The organism is Pseudomonas sp. Je.1.5.c (assembly GCF_051129895.1).
GTDB lineage: Bacteria > Pseudomonadota > Gammaproteobacteria > Pseudomonadales > Pseudomonadaceae > Aquipseudomonas > Aquipseudomonas urmiensis.
Genome location: NZ_JBCPSP010000004.1, coordinates 229,572 through 247,247, shown reverse-complemented (window position 1 = coordinate 247,247; position 17,676 = coordinate 229,572). Strand labels below are relative to the sequence as shown.

The 17,676-nt window shown below is 63.2% G+C and carries 17 protein-coding genes; 12 read left to right on the top strand and 5 right to left on the bottom strand.

What is annotated here, in order from left to right:
- Positions 1 to 77: 77 nt before the first annotated feature.
- Complete coding sequence (locus AAZU54_RS05920; RefSeq protein ID WP_186553296.1) at positions 78 to 1,358, top strand: carbohydrate porin; 1,281 nt, start codon at positions 78 to 80, stop codon at positions 1,356 to 1,358.
- A gap of 81 nt (positions 1,359 to 1,439) precedes the next feature.
- Here the strand turns inward: AAZU54_RS05920 and argE are convergent, their stop codons facing one another.
- Together argE and AAZU54_RS05910 are read right to left on the bottom strand one after the other, a co-directional pair.
- Positions 1,440 to 2,594, bottom strand: a complete 1,155-nt coding sequence (gene argE, locus AAZU54_RS05915; RefSeq protein ID WP_434726810.1) for an acetylornithine deacetylase — start codon at positions 2,592 to 2,594, stop codon at positions 1,440 to 1,442.
- The gene (locus tag AAZU54_RS05910; RefSeq protein WP_186553298.1) at positions 2,587 to 3,261 is read right to left on the bottom strand and encodes a DUF1028 domain-containing protein; all 675 of its coding nucleotides are present in this window, start codon (positions 3,259 to 3,261) and stop codon (positions 2,587 to 2,589) included. Before AAZU54_RS05910 ends, argE begins: the two co-directional genes overlap by 8 nt.
- A gap of 335 nt (positions 3,262 to 3,596) precedes the next feature.
- On the opposite strand from AAZU54_RS05910, the gene AAZU54_RS05905 reads away from it, so the two are divergent.
- On the top strand, positions 3,597 to 4,916 hold the full coding sequence (locus tag AAZU54_RS05905) for a flavin-containing monooxygenase (protein WP_312154803.1): 1,320 nt from the start codon (positions 3,597 to 3,599) through the stop codon (positions 4,914 to 4,916).
- Positions 4,916 to 5,332 carry a RidA family protein gene (locus AAZU54_RS05900; RefSeq protein WP_186553300.1) on the top strand — a complete coding sequence of 139 codons (417 nt, stop codon included), beginning with the start codon at positions 4,916 to 4,918 and terminating at the stop codon, positions 5,330 to 5,332. Before AAZU54_RS05905 ends, AAZU54_RS05900 begins: the two co-directional genes overlap by 1 nt.
- Before the next feature lie 161 nt (positions 5,333 to 5,493).
- Here the strand turns inward: AAZU54_RS05900 and AAZU54_RS05895 are convergent, their stop codons facing one another.
- The 3 genes from AAZU54_RS05895 to AAZU54_RS05885 all read right to left on the bottom strand — a co-directional run bounded on the left by AAZU54_RS05895 (position 5,494) and on the right by AAZU54_RS05885 (position 8,788).
- A complete protein-coding gene (locus AAZU54_RS05895; protein WP_186553301.1) occupies positions 5,494 to 6,399 on the bottom strand; it encodes a LysR family transcriptional regulator in 906 nt (301 codons plus the stop codon).
- Positions 6,400 to 6,638: 239 nt separating this feature from the next.
- Positions 6,639 to 7,853 carry an MFS transporter gene (locus AAZU54_RS05890; protein WP_405129908.1) on the bottom strand — a complete coding sequence of 405 codons (1,215 nt, stop codon included), beginning with the start codon at positions 7,851 to 7,853 and terminating at the stop codon, positions 6,639 to 6,641.
- Positions 7,854 to 7,864: 11 nt separating this feature from the next.
- Positions 7,865 to 8,788, bottom strand: coding sequence for a LysR family transcriptional regulator (locus tag AAZU54_RS05885; protein ID WP_425635074.1), 924 nt, complete (start codon positions 8,786 to 8,788; stop codon positions 7,865 to 7,867).
- A 246-nt stretch (positions 8,789 to 9,034) separates the two neighbouring features.
- Here AAZU54_RS05885 and AAZU54_RS05880 point away from each other — a divergent pair, with 246 nt between their 5' ends.
- The 9 genes from AAZU54_RS05880 (at position 9,035) to mexE (ending at position 17,666) form a co-directional block, all read left to right on the top strand.
- Entirely contained in the window at positions 9,035 to 10,375 is a 1,341-nt protein-coding gene (locus AAZU54_RS05880; protein WP_405129910.1) for an MFS family transporter, read from the top strand.
- 124 nt (positions 10,376 to 10,499) lie between these two features.
- The gene (locus AAZU54_RS05875; protein ID WP_312152925.1) at positions 10,500 to 11,030 is read left to right on the top strand and encodes a thiamine pyrophosphate-binding protein; all 531 of its coding nucleotides are present in this window, start codon (positions 10,500 to 10,502) and stop codon (positions 11,028 to 11,030) included.
- On the top strand, positions 11,018 to 11,614 hold the full coding sequence (locus AAZU54_RS05870; RefSeq protein ID WP_405129911.1) for a thiamine pyrophosphate-dependent enzyme: 597 nt from the start codon (positions 11,018 to 11,020) through the stop codon (positions 11,612 to 11,614). The genes AAZU54_RS05875 and AAZU54_RS05870 overlap by 13 nt, the downstream gene beginning before the upstream one ends.
- Positions 11,615 to 11,632: 18 nt before the next feature.
- Positions 11,633 to 12,796, top strand: coding sequence for an acyl-CoA dehydrogenase family protein (locus AAZU54_RS05865; RefSeq protein WP_434726809.1), 1,164 nt, complete (start codon positions 11,633 to 11,635; stop codon positions 12,794 to 12,796).
- A gap of 15 nt (positions 12,797 to 12,811) precedes the next feature.
- Positions 12,812 to 14,014: a CaiB/BaiF CoA transferase family protein gene (locus AAZU54_RS05860; RefSeq protein WP_434726808.1), complete on the top strand. Its 1,203-nt coding sequence runs from the start codon at positions 12,812 to 12,814 to the stop codon at positions 14,012 to 14,014.
- 18 nt (positions 14,015 to 14,032) lie between these two features.
- Positions 14,033 to 14,875, top strand: coding sequence for an FAS1-like dehydratase domain-containing protein (locus AAZU54_RS05855; RefSeq protein ID WP_312152919.1), 843 nt, complete (start codon positions 14,033 to 14,035; stop codon positions 14,873 to 14,875).
- Positions 14,872 to 15,690: an HpcH/HpaI aldolase/citrate lyase family protein gene (locus AAZU54_RS05850; protein ID WP_434726807.1), complete on the top strand. Its 819-nt coding sequence runs from the start codon at positions 14,872 to 14,874 to the stop codon at positions 15,688 to 15,690. Before AAZU54_RS05855 ends, AAZU54_RS05850 begins: the two co-directional genes overlap by 4 nt.
- Complete coding sequence (locus tag AAZU54_RS05845; protein ID WP_312152915.1) at positions 15,656 to 16,243, top strand: TetR/AcrR family transcriptional regulator; 588 nt, start codon at positions 15,656 to 15,658, stop codon at positions 16,241 to 16,243. The genes AAZU54_RS05850 and AAZU54_RS05845 overlap by 35 nt, the downstream gene beginning before the upstream one ends.
- 181 nt (positions 16,244 to 16,424) lie before the next feature.
- On the top strand, positions 16,425 to 17,666 hold the full coding sequence (gene mexE, locus AAZU54_RS05840; protein WP_186553307.1) for a multidrug efflux RND transporter periplasmic adaptor subunit MexE: 1,242 nt from the start codon (positions 16,425 to 16,427) through the stop codon (positions 17,664 to 17,666).
- Positions 17,667 to 17,676 lie beyond the last annotated feature (10 nt).

The following is a 17,676-nucleotide window of genomic DNA, read 5'->3' as shown; positions in this document are numbered from 1 at the left end:
CACGCCAACGACTCAACCCGGCGTGGGAGCGGGCTTGCCCCGCGATGAGCCCCCGCAATTCCCCAGGAAAGCTCGCAATGTTCTGTGCTTTGCCCTTCACTCCTACCCGCATCACCGCCGGCCTGCTGCTGGCCCTGGCCAGCACCTGCGCCATGGCCGAAGCCGATTTGCTCAACCGCAGCACCCTGACCGGCGACTGGGGCGGCTTGCGTCACCAGCTTGAGGACGACGGCGTCAAGTTCACCGGCGACTACAGCGGTGAGACCGCCTATAACGCCCACGGTGGCCTGCACCGCTCGGCGCGCTACTCGCAGAACCTCAAGCTCGGCGTGCAGTTCGACCTGAGCAAGCTGTACGGTCTGGATAACGCTGGCAAGGTCCAGCTGACCATCAACGACCGTCGAGGTAACAGCGCCTCCGAGGAGTTGGTCGGCAACCGTCTGCCCATCCAGGAAAACTTCGGTGGCCTGTACACCCGCCTGACCGAGCTGAGCTACGAGCGCAACTTCACCCCCGCGCTCAACGTCAAGCTCGGCTACATGGCCATGGGCAACGACCTCGGCGGCCTGGACACTGGCATCCTGTGCAACTTCATGAACGCCGGTTTCTGCGGTCACCCACTGAACATGTCCGGTGGCAGTGGCTGGACCAACTACCCCAACGCGCATTTGGGCGCCCGGGTCAAATACGACTTCTCCTCGTCCTGGCAGCTGCGCGTGGCGGCGTTCAACGTCGACCCCGAGAGCAACGGCAACTCCAGCCGCGCCTGGCACCTGGGGCCCAAGCACACTACCGGTACCGTGGTGCCGGTGGAGCTGGTGTACAAGCTGCAGGGCGAACTGCCGGGTGAGTACAAGCTGGGCTACTACTACGACAGCTCCAACGTCAAACGCATTGGCAGCGACAAGGAAGTGGCCGGTCGTGGCGGTCATTACCTACTGATCGACCAGGCCGTGTGGAACGATCAAAGCCTGCCGGGGCGCAGCCTGCATGCCTTTGGCCAGTACTCGGCGTCGAGCAAGGCCGCTTCGCCATTCACCAAATGGTATGGCGCAGGCGTAGTGCTGTACAAACCGTTCGAAGGGCGCCCGCGCGATACCGTGGCCTTGGGCTATGGCCGCGCCGTGCCTAACCCGCGCAGCCGCGATGTGCTCGAAGACGCAGCGCTGCAGAGTGGCCAGGACTTCCCCGACATCGACAGCGCCGAGCAGTTGATCGAGCTGAGCTACGGCTACCAGGCCACGCCTTGGTTGAACCTGCGTCCGGATGTGCAGTACATCATCGAACCGGGGGCCTTCTCCGGGACCAACATCGATAATGCCCTGGTGGTTGGATTGCAGGTCAAGGCAACCTTCTGATCATCTGCCCGCATCGCGGCACACGCCCGCTCCTGCACGTGTCTTGCAGGAGCGGGCGTGTGCCGCGATGAGGCCACCCCGTCAATGCGCCTGGAGGTAATCCACCAAGCGCCGCAACATCCCATCGCACCCCGCCAACTGCTCGACACTGACAAACTCGTCGGGCTTGTGCCCCTGCTCCATGCTGCCCGGCCCGCACACCACAGTGGGGATGCCGGCCTGATCGAACAGCCCACCTTCAGTCCCAAAAGCCACGGTGCCGAACTCAGTCGAGCCACTGAGCAGCGCAACCCACTGCGCCGCCTCGCTCTGAGCAGGCGTGGCCAAGCCCGGATACGCGCTCAACGGTTGCAGGCGAATGTCGCTAGCCGGATTGACCGCACGCATGCGCGGTAGCAGCTGTGCCTGGGCATAGCTTTGCAACTGATCGGCCACAGCCTGCGCCTCGAAGCCTGGCAACGCGCGTACCTCGAAGTCGAACTCGCACTCTTCAGGCACGATGTTCAGCGCCCTGCCGCCCTTGATCAGGCCAGTCTGCACGGTGGAGAACGGCGGATCGAAGCGCGCGTCCTGGTCTTGCGCCAGAACCTCGCCAATCTCGCCCAGCTTGCCGATCAAGCGTGCGGCATACTCGATCGCATTGACTCCATACGGCGCATAAGCCGAATGACAGGCCGCGCCCTGCACCTGGCAGCGCATGGCCAACTTGCCCTTGTGGCCGAGCACCGGCTTGAGCTCGGTGGGCTCGCCAATCAGGCACAAGCGTGGTTTGTGCGCCCGCTGCTGGAGTGCTGCGAGCATCGAACGCACGCCCAGGCAACCGACTTCTTCGTCATAGGAGAAGGCCAGGTGCACGGGGGTTTGCAACGGCTGGGCGAGAAACGCTGGCACTGCGGCCAGGACCGAGGCAATGAACCCTTTCATGTCGGCCGCGCCGCGACCGTACAGGCGCCCGTCACGTTCGCTCAGGCAAAACGGCTCGACCGTCCAGGCCTGGCCATCCACGGGCACCACGTCGGTATGCCCGGAGAGCACCACGCCGCCCTTATCCAAGGGGCCAATGGTCGCGAACAGATTGGCCTTGGTGCCTTCACTGTTGTGAAACAGCTCGCTGTCCACCCCCAGGCCGGCGAGGTAGTCGCGGATAAAACCGATCAACTCAAGGTTCGAATCACGACTGACCGTGGCAAATCCGATCAGCCGCGCCAGCAGGTCGCGGCTGCTTGGCTCATTCATCACCCGGTACTCCGTAGCTCGGTGCGCTGGTCGGGTTCAGCGCGCGGGTCACGTAGTCCTGCATCTGTGGGCGGTAGGCTTGCCAAAGGCCATCGAGCTGAGCGATCGGGTCTTGATCCGCCCAGTCGACCCGCAGGTCCACCAGCGGCCAGGTCAGCTCACCGGCAATCTTCAGCGCCGCCGAATGAATCGGCCCGGCCTCGCCCCCTGCGGCCACTGCCGCATGCATCGCTGCCAGCAGGCGATCAGCCAGATGCCCGCTGGCCTGTTCGAAGGCGGCGACCATCGCCTCGATCACCTGGATCGACGACAACAGGTTGCCGGCTGCGGCGCATTGCTCACCCGCTACTGCGTTGTGCACACCCAAGGCCTGTTTGCCGGTAAACAGCGCAACCTGGCCGTGGCTGTCGATCACCGTCACCTGGCGGTACTCGCTCCAGCCGTTGGTACTGAGCACCCGGTCCAGTGCCGCTGCCGCAGGGTCACCCTGCTCCAGGGCGTCGAGAATCTGCGGACCAAGCGCCGGCAAGGTGATGTTCTGAGTCGCCACCGCACCAACGCCTGCGCGCACCCACGGGCAACGGGCACCCACGGCAATGCTCGAAGAACTGATGGCAATGCCGACTTGGCCGGTTTCCTGGCAGCGGCCAATGATGGAAAAGGTCATGGTGCAGCTCCTGTCGTGTATTGGCTAATCCAGCGCAAGGCAACTTCCGCTCGATGTTGTACGCATTCTGAACAGAAGCCCAAGAGCCACGAAACGACCTTTTTCCTTGGCCTTGAAAAGGAAAAAACTAAGTCTGTAAACGCGCGCCTCAAACCCTATTCACATAACCCCAAAACAGCGCTGCAGCCCTTATTCATCAAGGCCTTCGCCAAACTATAGGCAAGCACTAGCTAAATAATATTTTCGCGATCCAAGGCACATCCCTAGTCTGGCTCCAGGCAAAGGCGGTTCACCCACCGACCTGATTAAAACCGCCTTCCAAGAAGGGCTCAGAGATGAACTTGAACACTATTGAAATCGATACCCTCGTGGTCGGCGCCGGCCAGGCCGGGGTTGCCATGAGTGAACACCTGAGCAAGCTCGGCGTGCCGCACCTGGTGCTGGAGCGCAACCGCATCGCCGAGGCCTGGCGCAGCGGCCGCTGGGATTCGCTGGTGGCCAACGGCCCGGTCTGGCACGACCGCTTCCCAGGGCTGGAATTCGACCTCGATGCCGACGCCTTCGCCGGCAAGGAGCAGGTCGCCGACTACTTCGAGCGCTATGTGCGCAAGTACAACCTGCCGGTACGCACCGGGGTCGAAGTGAAAAAGGTGGTGCGCAACGCCGACCGTCCTGGTTTCACCATCGAGACCAACCACGGCACCATTCTCGCCAACCGCGTGGTCGCCGCCACCGGTCCGTTCCAGCGCCCGGTCATCCCAGCCATCGCGCCGCAGGACGAGCGTCTGCACCAGATCCACTCGGCCGCCTACTTCAACCCCGAGCAGTTGCCTGAAGGCGCGGTGCTGGTGGTGGGCGCGGGTTCCTCTGGGGTGCAGATCGCTGAGGAGCTGATGCGCGCAGGCCGTCAGGTATACCTGTCGGTAGGCGCCCATGACCGCCCGCCGCGCAGCTATCGCAACCGCGACTTCTGCTGGTGGCTGGGCGTGCTCGGCGAATGGGATGCGGAAATCGCCAAGCCCGGCCGCGAGCACGTGACCATCGCCGTCAGCGGCGCACGTGGCGGCCACACCGTGGACTTTCGCGCCCTCGCCCACCAAGGCATGACCCTGGTCGGCCTGACCCAGTCGTTCGCCAACGGTGTGGCGCGCTTTCAGGACAACCTGGCCGAGAACATCCAGCGCGGCGACGACAACTACCTGGCCCTGCTCGATGCCGCCGATGCCTATGTCGAGCGCAATGGCCTGGACCTACCGGAAGAACCCCAAGCGCGCCAACGCCTGGCCGACCCGCAGTGCATCAGTGCACCGATTCTCGAACTCGACCTGGCCCAGGCTGGCGTCACCAGCATCATCTGGGCAACCGGTTACGGGGTTGACTTCAGCTGGCTGCAGGTCGACACCTTCGACAGCCACGGCAAGCCGCTACACCAACGCGGCGTCTCGAAAGAGCCTGGCGTGTACTTCCTCGGCCTGCCGTGGTTGTCGCGGCGTGGCTCGTCGTTCATCTGGGGCGTGTGGCACGACGCCAAGCACGTCGCCGGCCATATCGCCACCCAACGCACCTACCTGGCTTACCGCGATCGCGAACAACGCGATGCCGATGAGCAAGGCCAAGCCTCGGTCACTACCCTCAGCACCCTCGGAGCCCACTGATGCCTACTCATACTCGCGTTCGCATGTTCAACACCAAGGCCACCTACCCTAATCAGTCGCTGGATAACGACCTTTGCCAGGCGGTGCGCGCCGGCAACACGGTGTATGTCCGCGGCCAGGTGGGGACCGACTTCGAAGGGCGTCTAGTGGGTTTGGGCGATCCGCGTGCTCAGGCAGAGCAGGCGATGAAGAACGTCAAGCAGCTGCTTGAGGAAGCTGGCTCGGACATGTCGCATATCGTCAAGACCACTACCTACATCACCGATCCGCGTTTTCGCGAGCCGGTTTATCAGGAAGTTGGCAAGTGGCTCAAAGGGGTATTCCCGATTTCTACCGGGCTGGTGGTGGCGGGGTTGGCTCAGGCGGAGTGGTTGATGGAGATCGACGTGATTGCGGTGGTACCGGATCAAGTGTGATGAGCTGAGATCGCTATCGCGGGGCAAGCCCGCTCCCACGTGTGCATACAATCATCTCTGAAGTGGGATGAGGCGAGATCGCTATCGCGGGGCAAGCCCGCTCCCACGTGCCACAGCTGATTGTGCGCAGATGTGGGAGCGGGCTTGCCCCGCGATGGTGTTCACATCTTGGCCAACTCTTCGCGGCAAAACTCGACGAACAACTGCGCAGGCTTGGTCCACTGCACCCGCTTCAACCGCGCCGCCGCCAACCCCGACAGGGTCACCGGCTCGGCGATATCCACGGTCACCAGCCGCTGGCCGTCATAGGTGCACTGGGAATGCGGCCGGGTCACCAGCAGGGAAAAACCAAAGCCCTGCCCCACCATCCCCCGCACCATCTCGATCGACGGCGAACTGAAGACGATGTTCGGCGTCAGCCCCAGCTCGTTGAACAGACTGACGAAGTAGGTCCGGCTCGGCGCCACATCCAGCAGGATCATCGGCTCTGGGCACAGGTCACGCAGCGACACCTGGGCTTGCCCGGCAAAGCGGTGTTTTTCCGGCAACAGCACATAAGGTTTCTGCGGCGGCATCAAGGGTTCGGCTTCGATGGTGCCGTCCAGATCGTGATCGTAGAGAAACGCCAAATCGAAGGTGCCAGCGGTCAAACCCTGGATCAGGTCCTGCTGCTCACCATCGCGCAGGCGGATATCCACGCCCGGGTAACGCTGGCGAAAACCTGCGATCAGCCGCGGCAGGTACAGCGGCGCCACTGTTTCAAAGCATCCGATGTCGATCTGCCCGGCCACGGTGTCGTTGTCGGCCAGGGCATTCTGCTCGAACTCATGGGCCATCTGCAGCAGTGACTTGGTCTTGGCGTAGAAGCGCTTGCCGCTGGGGGTCAGTGAGACGCCCTGGGCATGGTGGCGGATGAACAACTGCACGCCGAAGCTTTCTTCCAGGCTCTTGATGGCCGTGGATATCGACGGCTGGGCGATGTACAGCTGGCGTGAGGCCTCGGCCACGCTGCCCGCCTCCACCGTGGTGACGAAATACTTGAGTTGTCGCAAGGTATAGGAAGCCACAGGCACCTCTCTGGCGCCGTGGGCGGCGCGCTCGAATCATTCCTGTCACCTTACCTTAGCGCTTGCTCAGCGGGCGTGCGGGTGGGGAAGGATTTACCTATGACCTGACGATAGTTTTGTGGGGCTTGGGCCGGCCTCATCGCGGGGCAAGCCCGCTCCCACGCAGTTCTGCGGTTGCCCGGCGATAGGGCGTCAGCATGATCGCTACGGGATATCGACTGAAGCGGTAGCCCGCCAGATCAAAGCCTGGCTGTAGAGTGACCGGGGCTGCTAGGCAGCCCCCTTGGCGGCTTATGCATCCACCGCATCACCCACAACACCAGCAGCACGTTGACCAACGCCAACCCACACAACGTGCCCAACACCCCCATCGCGCCAAAGTGCTCGAACAGGTAGCCACCCAGCAACGGCGTCAATGCCTGGCCAATCAACGATGGCCGCGACATACGCCCCATCAGCAACACATAGTGCGCAGGTGGCATCAGTGCCAGCGGCAACAGCCCGCGAACGATGGCCCGCAGGCCGTTGCCACACCCGAAGATCAACAGCCCCAGCGCGGTCATACCTGGCGCAAAGGCCACCAGCAACAGCCCCAACGCTACCAGCGACACGCAAAACAGCGCGGTCCAGATCGGATGACGCTTGCCGGCAAGGATCTGCAGAACCCGCGACGCCACCTGGCTCGGCCCCAGCATCGCCGCCAGGCCGATGGCCGCTGGCAGGGAGTGCCCCAAGCCCTGCAACACCGCCACCAATTGCACGGCGACTGCAGTCATGATGATTGCGCCCAGGGCAAAGATCGCCGTCAGCAACAGGTACAGGCGCCGGTCCACCACGGCGCTCTCGCCCGCTGTGGCGAGCTTGGCCTGTTCGCCCTGGCCGCCCTTGGGCAGCACCTTCATGTACAGCGGCGCCACCACTAGGAGCAAGACCAGCGCGTAGGCCACGCAAGCCACACGCCAACCGAACTGCTCGATGAGCAAGGCCACGGCCGGCCACGACAAGGTCGAGGCAAAGCCTGAGATCAGGGTGATGCCGGTGATCGCCCGCCCGGCGCCCTCGGCGTACAACGCACCGAGGGTGGAAAACAGCGCTTCGTACAAGCCCATCGCCATGCCCACGCCGATCACCGCCCAGGCCAGCAGAAACAACGCCAGGCTGTGACTGGCGGCCATGATCAGCAGCCCCAGTGCGACCACCGCGCCGCTGCCAGCCAGCTGCGAGCGCCCGCCGTAGCGCGCCACCAGTCGGCTGGACAGCGGCGCCAACAGGGCCGCGACCATCAGGCTCAGCGACAGCGCGCCGTACACCCATTGGCTGGCCCAACCGGTCTCGCGCATGATCGGCTCGGCCATCACCGCCAAGATGAAGAACGAACCGCCCCAGACCAGGATCTGCAGTACGCCCAGACCGATGATGGTTTGCGTGCTGGGGTTAAGGGGATCAACTTTCACAATACGCTCATTCACAACATATGCCCTGCCCAGATCCCGCGTCCGACCAGGTCAGCAGCGATTTCGACAAAGGTATCGCCCACATAGCGCGCCGCCGGACTGACCCGCCGATCAGCCGGATACACCAGCACCAACTTGCGCATCGGCGTCGGCTCGACCAAAGGTGCGGCGCAAAGCGTGCCGTTTTCCAGCTGGGCATGTACCGATGCCAATGGCAGCGCGGTCAGGCCGAAGCCATGGCGCACCAGGTCGATCATCGCGCCGAACGAATCCGCCTCGACACTGGTAGTCAACTTCAACCCTCGCGCCTGGGCACATTCATCCATGATCTTGCGCAAACCATGCCGGGCGCTAGGCAGCACAAGCTGATGTCCGGCCAAGCTGTCGAAGGGCACTGGCTGATCCAGGCGCAAACCGGCTTGGGCAGGCCCGACCAGCATGAGGTTTTCCATCATTACCGGGACGATGCGCAATGTGTGCAGCGGTTGCGGATCGTAGGAGATAGCCAATTCCAGCTCGCCGCGTTGCAGCCAATCCAGTAGATAGCCACTAAAGGCCGAAGAAAAGCGCACAGCCAGATCCGGATGAGCCTGGCGGATGCGGCTGACCAGGGGCACGGTGACGATCTCAGCCACCGTTGGCGTGGTCCCCACCACCACGCTACCGCGAAACGCCGCACGGCCGCCGGCTACGGAGCTGCGGATAGATTCCATCTCTTCCATGATCCGTGTGGCATGGGCCAGGACTTCGCGGCCCGCCTCGGTGATCTGCATGCCTCGGCCGTGGCGCTCGAACAAATAGACGCCCAGCTCCTTTTCCAGCTGGCGGATCTGCCGGCTCAGCGCCGGCTGGGCGATGTGCAGGCGGTCGGAAGCCTTGCTCAGGCTGCCGAGCTCAGCGACATGAATCAGGGTTTTGAGTTGAACGACGTCCATGGGCGGGTCCGTTGGGTTTGCGGTGGCAATGCCGGCACCACCCCGGGGCAAGCCTGCATCCACGAAAGGCACGCGGGCTTGTCCGGCACTGGCGTGCGCAGAGTCTACCTGCATCAGCTATAGAAATCCGGCATATCAGCTAGCTGCCCAGGCCCCTTATTGCCCCGCGCTGGCTGGAGTAGCGTGAGGTCCAACGCCAGGCAGCCTGCCTGCGCGCCTACAACAACAATAAGCGAGGACCCCGCCATGCATCCGTCCACCTCCCCGCCCCAGCCCAACCGCGTGCGCGCGATCCTGGGCGCTTGCTCGGGCAACCTGGTCGAGTGGTACGACTTCTTCATCTACGCCTACACCGCCATCTATTTCGCCGCATCGTTCTTCCCCAAGGGCGACACCACCACGCAACTGTTGGCCACCGCCGGGGTGTTCGCGGTCGGCTTTTTCATGCGCCCACTTGGCGGCTGGATCTTCGGTTGGCTGGCCGACACCCGTGGACGCAAGGTGTCGATGATCATCTCGGTGTTCATGATGTGCGGCGGCTCGCTGCTGATCGCCGTGATGCCAACCTACGAAACCATCGGTATCGCCGCGCCGATCATGCTACTGCTTGCCAGGCTGATCCAGGGCCTGTCGGTGGGCGCTGAATATGGCACCGGCGCCACCTACATCAGTGAAATCGCCACCCCTGGGCGGCGCTGCTTCTATGGCTCGTTCCAGTACTTCACGATCATCGCCGGACAACTGCTGGCGCTGTTCACCGTGGTGGTTCTGCAACAGACGCTGAGTGACGAACAGCTGCGCGAATGGGGTTGGCGCATTCCGTTCTTGATTGGCGCATTGAGCGCAGTGGTGGTGGTCTACCTACGGCGCTCGATGCACGAGACCGCCTCGAAGAAAGACATGCACCGCGAAGGCGCCGGCTCCCTGCGCGCAATGTTCAAGCACAAACGCGCCGTGGCGTTGGTGATCGCCTTCACCATTGGCGGTTCGCTGTACTTCTATACCTTTACCACCTACATGCAGAAGTTCCTGGTGATCTCGGCCGGCTTCGATGCCGAGACGGTGAGCTTCATCATGACCTCGGCACTGATCGGTTTCATGCTCTGTCAGCCGTTGTTCGGGCTGCTCGCCGATCGCCTGGGGATCAAGACCCACATGCTGCTGTTCTCCGGTCTGGGGGTAATGTTGGTGATCCCGCTGCTGTTCGCCATTCAGGGCACGCAGAGCCCACTGATGGCGTTTGCCTTGGTATTCGGCGGGCTGGTGGTGGCTTCGCTGTACACGCCGATTGCCGGAATCGTCAAAGCCGAGTTGTTCCCGCCCGCAGTGCGCGCATTGGGGGTGGGTTTTCCCTACGCACTCGGCAACGCGGCATTCGGCGGCACAGCGGAGTATGTCGCGTTGTCATTTCGCGCCGAGGGCGTTGAAACCTACTTCTTCTTTTACGTCGCAGCCGTGTTGTGCGTGACGTTCATCGCCTCGGTGCTGATGCCCAATCTATCGCGTCATGGCTACATCAGCGGCGATGGGCGGGTTGAGGAAAACACCGGAATGAAGGATGCCCAACGGCTGGCCGATGTTGCCTGACTCTATGTGGCTTAACGCGTAGAGCTATACCCAGGCGGCATATCTCAAAGAGAAAAACGGTAGTCGTCCAAGCCGCAGATGGCCGCCATGATCAAGCAAAACAAGCGCAGCACTGGAGCCCCTCATGTCATCGCATGCAACTGAACCTTCCTGGCAGCAAGACGTGTTCCGCGTCCTCAAGGCCCACGACGTCAAGCACATCGTGTTCGTCCCCGATGCCGGCCACTCGGCGGCCATCCGCCTGGCCTATCAAGACCCCGAGATCAACGCTGTGGTCCTCACCACCGAAGAAGAAGGCATCGGCTACCTGGCCGGCGCCTGGCTGGGAGGTGAACGCGGCGCTCTGCTGATGCAGTCCAGCGGCGTGGGCAACTGCCTCAACACCCTGGCCCTGCAGAACTGTGCCGGCTTCCCCTTGCTGATGGTGGTGACCATGCGCGGCGACTGGGCTGAGTTCAATGCCTGGCAAAACCCCATGGGCCAGGCCACCGAGGCCTCCTTGCAACTGATGAAGGTCATGACCTGGCGCGCCGACCAGCCCGAGGATGTCGCGCCATTGCTGCATGGCGCGGCAACCATGGCCTTCAACGGTGATGCCGCCACTGCCCTGCTGCTCGGCCAGCGCCTGATCGGAGAAAAACAATGGGTCAAGTAAGTGCAAACCACAGCCTGTGCCGCCGCGAAGTGGTGCGCAGCCTGCTCGCCGACCGCCACGACCTGCTGGTGGTAACTGGCTTGGGTTCGGCTTCATATGACGTGATGGCCGCCGGTGATCACCCCAACAACTATTACCTGTGGGCGGCCATGGGCAGCGCGATCACTGTCGGCCTGGGCCTGGCCAACGCCCAGCCGGACAAGTCGGTGGTGGTGATCACCGGTGACGGCGAATTGCTGATGGGTTTTGGCGCCCTGGCCACGGTTGCTCTGCAAAAACCGGCCAATCTGAGCATCGTGGTGCTGGATAACGGCCACTTCGGCGAGACCGGTATGCAGGTCAGTCACGCAGGGTTCGGCATCCAGCTTGACCAGGTCGCGCGTACCTGCGGTTTCAGCTGGACCGATGAAATTCGTGACATCGAAGGTGTGCAGGCACTGCGCGAACGCTTTGCCAACCGCGAAGGGGTCAAGCTGGCCACAGTCAAGATCAAGGCCGAAAACCCACCCCGGATTCTGCCGCCGCGCGATGGCCACTACATCAAGAATCGCTTTCGTGCAGCTTTGGGCCTGCTGCCCCTCTAACCTGCCTGGAGAACCCAGATGAGCCATTACCACAACGAAGAACTCACTGCGATTCGCGAAGGCGTGCGCGCCCTGTGCGCCGACTTTCCTGCCGAGTACTGGCGCAAGATCGATGAACACAAGGGCTTTCCCGAAGCCTTCGTCCAGGCGATGACCAGTGCTGGCTGGCTGTCGGCGATGATCCCGGAGGAGTACGGTGGCTCGGGCCTGGGGCTGGCCGAGGCCTCGGTGATCCTTGAAGAGGTCAACCGCTGCGGCGGTAACTCCGGCACCATTCATGGCCAGATGTACAACATGTTCACCTTGCTGCGCCACGGCAGCGAAGCGCAAAAGCGCCATTACCTGCCCAAGCTTGCCAGTGGCGAACTGCGCTTGCAGTCGATGGGCGTCACCGAACCGACCACCGGTACCGACACCACCAAGATCAAGACCACTGCCGTGCGCGACGGCGAGCATTATGTGATCAACGGGCAGAAGGTATGGATCTCGCGGGTTCAGCATTCTGACCTGATGATCCTGCTGGCCCGCACCACCCCGCTGGCACAGGTTGAAAAAAAGTCCGAGGGCATGTCGATTTTCCTGGTGGATCTGCGCCAAGCCATCGGCAACGGGCTAACCGTGCAGCCGATCGCCAACATGGTCAATCACGAGACCAACGAGCTGTTCTTCGACAACCTGCGCATTCCTGCCAGCAGCCTGATTGGCGAGCAAGGCAAGGGTTTTCGCTACATCCTCGATGGGCTCAATGCCGAACGCACGTTGATCGCCGCCGAGTGTATTGGTGACGGCCGCTGGTTCATCGAGAAATCCAGCCAGTATGCGCGCGACCGGGTCGTGTTCGGCCGCCCAATCGGGCAGAACCAGGGCGTGCAATTTCCTATCGCCGAGGCGCATATCGAGATTGAGGCGGCCGACTTGATGCGCTGGCGCGCCTGCGCCGAGTACGACAGCGGCCAGAATGCCGGGGCTGCGGCGAACATGGCCAAGTACCTGGCGGCCAAGGCCAGTTGGGAGGCGGCCAATGCCTGCCTGCAGACCCATGGCGGCTTTGGCTTTGCCAACGAGTACGACGTCGAACGCAAGTTCCGCGAGACACGCCTGTATCAGGTGGCGCCAATCTCCACCAACCTGATCCTGTCTTATGTGGCCGAGCATTTGCTGGATTTGCCGCGGTCGTTCTGATCTGGAGCCTGAATCATGACTCAGTCCACTGGCACCCGTCCGCTCGATGGCATCACCGTGGTCAGCCTGGAGCACGCCATCGCCGCACCGTTCTGCACCCGTCAATTGGCCGATCTGGGCGCACGCGTGATCAAGGTCGAACGCCCTGGGGTGGGCGACTTCGCCCGCGGTTACGACCAGCGCGTCAATGGCTTGGCCTCGCACTTCGTCTGGACCAACCGCTCGAAAGAGAGCCTGACCCTGGACCTCAAGCAAGATATCGCACCCAGTATCCTCGAGCAGTTGCTCGAGCAGGCCGACGTGCTGGTGCAAAACCTGGCGCCAGGCGCCGCTGAGCGCCTGGGGCTAGGCTTCGACAAACTGCATGCGCGCTACCCGCGGCTGATCGTCTGCGATATCTCCGGCTACGGTGCGGGCGGGCCTTATGCAGGCAAGAAGGCCTATGACCTGCTGATCCAGAGTGAAGGCGGTTTTCTCTCGGTAACTGGCAATGCCGGGGAGGAGCACATGGCCAAGGCCGGCAACTCCATCGCCGACATCGCCGCTGGCATGTATGCCTACAGCGGGATTCTCTCGGCGTTGCTACTCAGAGAGAAGAGCGGTGTCGGCAGCCAGGTACAGGTGTCGATGCTGGAAAGCCTGGTGGAGTGGATGGGCTATCCACTGTATTACGCCTATGCCGGTGCCAGCCCGCCGCCCAGGGCGGGCGCTGCTCACGCCACTATCTATCCGTACGGACCGTTCCCTACCGGCGATGGCCGCACGGTCATGCTCGGCCTGCAAAACGAGCGGGAATGGAAGGTGTTCTGCGAACAGGTGCTCGAACAACCCGCTCTGGCCGAGGACCTGCGCTTTGCCGCCAACTTCAAACGTGTGGAAAACCGCGACGAATTGCGTGAGCTGATCACTGGCGCCTTCACGGCACTGGACCTGGCCACGGTGATCGGGCGCCTGGAGCGCGCCGGTATCGCCAATGCCCAGGTCAACGACATGCGCGGTGTCTGGCAGCACCCGCAGTTGCAAGCACGGCAACGCTGGCGCCTGGTCAAGACCAGCGCCGGCGAGGTGCCTGCCCTGCTACCGCCGGCGACCAGCAATGCCTATACAACGCGCATGGATCCGGTGCCGGCCTTGGGTGAGCACAGTGCCGCGATCCTCGCCGAACTGGGCCTTAGCCCTGAGCGAATTGCCAGCCTGCGAGGCGCTGGCGCGATCTGACTTGCAACGAGGACAACAATGACAACGCACAACCTCAAGGATTGGATCGGCCGCAGCGAAGAGCGCAGCGATCGCCTCAGCCACAACCTGGTCAAGCGCATCGGCGCAACCTTGGGCGAAGCTGCGCCCAGTCCAGGCGAGGCCTTACCGTTACTCTGGCACTGGGCATTCTTCCAGGACCCGCTGCCTGAATCCGGCCTGGGCGATGATGGCCATCCGGCGCGGGGCGGTTTCCTGCCGCCGGCGGACAACCGTAATCGAATGTGGGCCGGCAGCCGCCTGACATTCATCGAACCACTGCGGGTGGAAGCGCAGGTGATCTGTCGCTCGACGATAGCCAAGGTCGAAGAAAAGCATGGCCGCACTGGCGCGCTGCTGTTCGTCACCGTGCAGCATGAATACTTCCAGGATGGCCGCATCGCCCTGCGCGATGAACAGGACATCGTCTACCGCGAACCGAGCCCACCCAAACTTGGCGGGACCCAGGCGATGCCTGAAGGGCAATGGCATGAACCGGTACAGCCCAATGCGACCCTGCTGTTCCGCTATTCGGCAGTCACCTTCAACGGCCATCGCATTCACTATGACTGGCCCTACGTGCGCGAAACCGAAGGCTATCCGGGCCTGGTAGTGCATGGCCCGCTGATTGCCACGCTTAGCCTGCGCGCGTTCCAGCGTGCCAACCCGCACGTTCGAGTGACTGGCTTTGCCTTCCGCGGCTTGCGGCCGCTGATCTCACCGCAGCCATTCGAGGTAGGCGGTTGCCTGCTCGCAGACGGCAAAGCGCAAGTGTGGGCCGGCAACCAGGCGGGTTTGGCACAAATAGGCGAAGTCGCTTTCGTTTCGGAGGATAGCCAATGAACCGGGAGATCGTGCGCACGGCACTGTTCGTGCCGGCAACCCGCCCCGAACGCTTTGCCAAGGCCTTGGCCAGCGGCGCCGAGCGGGTCATCATCGACCTTGAAGATGCCGTGGAGGAAGCCCTCAAGGACCAGGCCCGAGCAAACCTTGAAAGGTTTCTCGAACAAACGCCCCCGGTGCAGGTACTGGTGCGGGTCAATGCCCCTGAGCACGCCGGCCATCAGGCGGATTTGCAGGTGTGCCAGCGCTATCCAGGCGTGATCGGCATCTTGCTGCCCAAGGCAGAAACCGTCGAACAGATCCGCAGCGTGCATGCCACCGGCAAGCCGGTGTGGCCGATCATAGAAAGCGCCAGGGGCCTGGCCGCCCTGCCCCAACTGGCCAGTGCCCAAGGTGTCGAGCGCTTGTCGTTCGGCAGCCTCGACCTGGCGCTGGACCTGAACCTGCGCGATGGCAGCGAGGCAGCTGCGCAGGTACTGGGCCAGGCGCGTTACGCGGTACTGCTGCACAGCCGCGTGGCGCAGTTGGCGCCGCCGCTGGATGGGGTGTTTGCGGCAATTGCCGACAGCGAGGGGTTACGCCGACATATCGGCTTTGCCCGCGACATGGGTTTTGGCGGCGCCTTGTGCATCCACCCGGCGCAGGTGGCCCTGATCCATCAAGCCTTCATGCCCGATGCCGCCGAGCTGCAGTGGGCACAGCGTGTGGTGGCGCAGGCTGAAGACGGTGCCGGGGTCTTTACCCTGGATGGCCAGATGATCGATGCACCGGTGATCCTCCGTGCCCGCGCGCTCCTGCACCGCGCAAGCCGCTGACGCGCGCGGCGGTTGCCCGCCGTCGATCCTTGAGGCAGCCGCCGAATTGATGGCTGAAATTGGCTTTGGCGCGATGAGCATGCGCCAGTTGGCCAGTCGAGTGGGCATGCTGCCAGGCAGCCTCTATCATCACGTCACCGGTAAGCAGGACCTATTGTTGCTGGTGTTGATGGATGTGCTGGATCGGCGCTTGGCCGCTTGGCGAGTACGCCGGAACAAACGCGAACTGCGCACCTACCTGGAGTATGTGCTGGCACGCCAGTGCTCGCATCCGTTGGAGGAGGTGTTGTTGCGCCATGAGGCTCGGCACCTGCTGGATGATCAGCGGCGCTGGCTCGAACAGCGGCTTGAGCGGTTAAAGGCGCCGTTGCTGGCGATCATCGAGCAGGGACAGCGCAGCGGGCGCTTTCGGGTGATGGACCGGCGCACAGCGGTGGCGGGCATACTGGCGGTCGTCAACGCTGCGGCGGATCTTCGCAGCAGTGGACTGGACGAAGCGAGCATCCAGGCGTGGGCGCTACGTGTGTGCCTGAGGATTCTCACTAGCCCTTAGCTCCAAGCCTGAGCGGCCTCATCAGTCCCTGAGTTGATTGACGCCAAGCATCATGCCCGCCATCGATGAAATATCGCGACATATCATTCTGCGTGATAATAACCTTCGCCGCGTTCGATTCGTTCCCTGCGCGCACGAGCCGCAGAATCCGCCCACTATCCAATAATTGGCGGAGTTCTCCATGGAACCATCACTCAAACCCCTGCGCTATCCCCTCGCTGCCCTGGCAGTGCTGGTGATCAGCGCTTGCGGTCGAACCCCCGACGCCGTGCAGGCCCCCGCTGCGCCTAAGGTCAGTGTGGCGAAGGTGATCGAGCAGCCGATCAACGAGTGGGACGAGTTCACCGGGCGCCTGGAAGCCCCGGAAACCGTCGAGGTGCGGCCGCGGGTCTCGGGCCAGATCGACCTGGTGGGCTTCACCGAAGGCGCCCAAGTGAAAAAAGGCGACCTGCTGTTCCAGATCGACCCGCGCCCGTTCCAGGCCGAAGTCCGCCGCCTCGAAGCACAGCTGCAACAAGCCCGCGCCACCGCCGTGCGCAGCGAAAACGAAGCGCGTCGTGGCGAGCGCCTGCGCGACAGCAACGCGATCTCCGCCGAGCTTGCCGAATCGCGCACCAGCGCTGCTGCTGAAGCGCGTGCCGGTGTCGCTGCAATCCAGGCCCAGCTGGACCTGGCCCGCCTGAACCTGAGTTTCACCCGCGTCACCGCGCCGATCAGCGGCCGGGTCAGCCGCGCCGAGTTCACTGCCGGCAACATCGTCACTGCCGACGTCACCCCGCTGACCTCGGTGGTGTCCACCGACAAGGTGTACGCCTACTTCGACGCCGACGAGCGCGTGTACCTCAAGTACACCCAGCTGGCGCGCGAAGGCCAGCGCGGCCAGAGCACCCCGGTCTACCTGGGCCTGACCAACGAAGCTGGCAACCCGCACCTGGGCCAGATGAACTTCGTCGACAACCAGGTCAACCCGCGCACCGGCACCATCCGTGGCCGCGCAGTGTTCGACAACCGCGACGGCCAGTTCACCCCGGGGCTGTACGCCCGTCTCAAGCTGGTCGGCAGCGCCAAGTACGACGCCGTGCTGATCAACGACGAAGCGGTCGGCACCGACCTTGGCAAAAAGTTCGTGCTGGTCATGGACAAGGACAACAAGGCCGCCTACCGCGCGGTGGAACTGGGACCGAAGCTTGAAGGCCTGCGCATCGTGCGCAGCGGCCTGGGCAAGGACGACCGCATCGTGGTCAAGGGCCTGCAACGGGTACGCCCAGGCTCGCCGGTGACCCCGGAAGAAATCGCCATGGCCAGTGAGCAGACCCTCGCCACCCTGGCCCGTCAGCGCCAGGCGCTCGAAGCCAGCAACCCGGCGCCGCGCGTGGCCGGCTCCAGTGAGAAAGTCGCCAGTGCCCAGGCACCGCGCGGTTAAGGGACGACAC

Bases quoted from the DNA above. Each gene is read 5' to 3' on its own strand.
- AAZU54_RS05860 (WP_434726808.1), top strand. From the start codon at position 12,812: ATGACTCAGTCCACTGGCACCCGTCCGCTCGATGGCATCACCGTGGTC.
- AAZU54_RS05885 (WP_425635074.1), bottom strand. From the start codon at position 8,788: ATGGACGTCGTTCAACTCAAAACCCTGATTCATGTCGCTGAGCTCGGC.
- AAZU54_RS05850 (WP_434726807.1), top strand. From the start codon at position 14,872: ATGAACCGGGAGATCGTGCGCACGGCACTGTTCGTGCCGGCAACCCGC.
- mexE (WP_186553307.1), top strand. From the start codon at position 16,425: ATGGAACCATCACTCAAACCCCTGCGCTATCCCCTCGCTGCCCTGGCA.
- AAZU54_RS05905 (WP_312154803.1), top strand. From the start codon at position 3,597: ATGAACTTGAACACTATTGAAATCGATACCCTCGTGGTCGGCGCCGGC.
- AAZU54_RS05870 (WP_405129911.1), top strand. From the start codon at position 11,018: ATGGGTCAAGTAAGTGCAAACCACAGCCTGTGCCGCCGCGAAGTGGTG.
- argE (WP_434726810.1), bottom strand. From the start codon at position 2,594: ATGAATGAGCCAAGCAGCCGCGACCTGCTGGCGCGGCTGATCGGATTT.
- AAZU54_RS05865 (WP_434726809.1), top strand. From the start codon at position 11,633: ATGAGCCATTACCACAACGAAGAACTCACTGCGATTCGCGAAGGCGTG.
- AAZU54_RS05920 (WP_186553296.1), top strand. From the start codon at position 78: ATGTTCTGTGCTTTGCCCTTCACTCCTACCCGCATCACCGCCGGCCTG.
- AAZU54_RS05900 (WP_186553300.1), top strand. From the start codon at position 4,916: ATGCCTACTCATACTCGCGTTCGCATGTTCAACACCAAGGCCACCTAC.
- AAZU54_RS05880 (WP_405129910.1), top strand. From the start codon at position 9,035: ATGCATCCGTCCACCTCCCCGCCCCAGCCCAACCGCGTGCGCGCGATC.
- AAZU54_RS05855 (WP_312152919.1), top strand. From the start codon at position 14,033: ATGACAACGCACAACCTCAAGGATTGGATCGGCCGCAGCGAAGAGCGC.
- AAZU54_RS05910 (WP_186553298.1), bottom strand. From the start codon at position 3,261: ATGACCTTTTCCATCATTGGCCGCTGCCAGGAAACCGGCCAAGTCGGC.
- AAZU54_RS05875 (WP_312152925.1), top strand. From the start codon at position 10,500: ATGTCATCGCATGCAACTGAACCTTCCTGGCAGCAAGACGTGTTCCGC.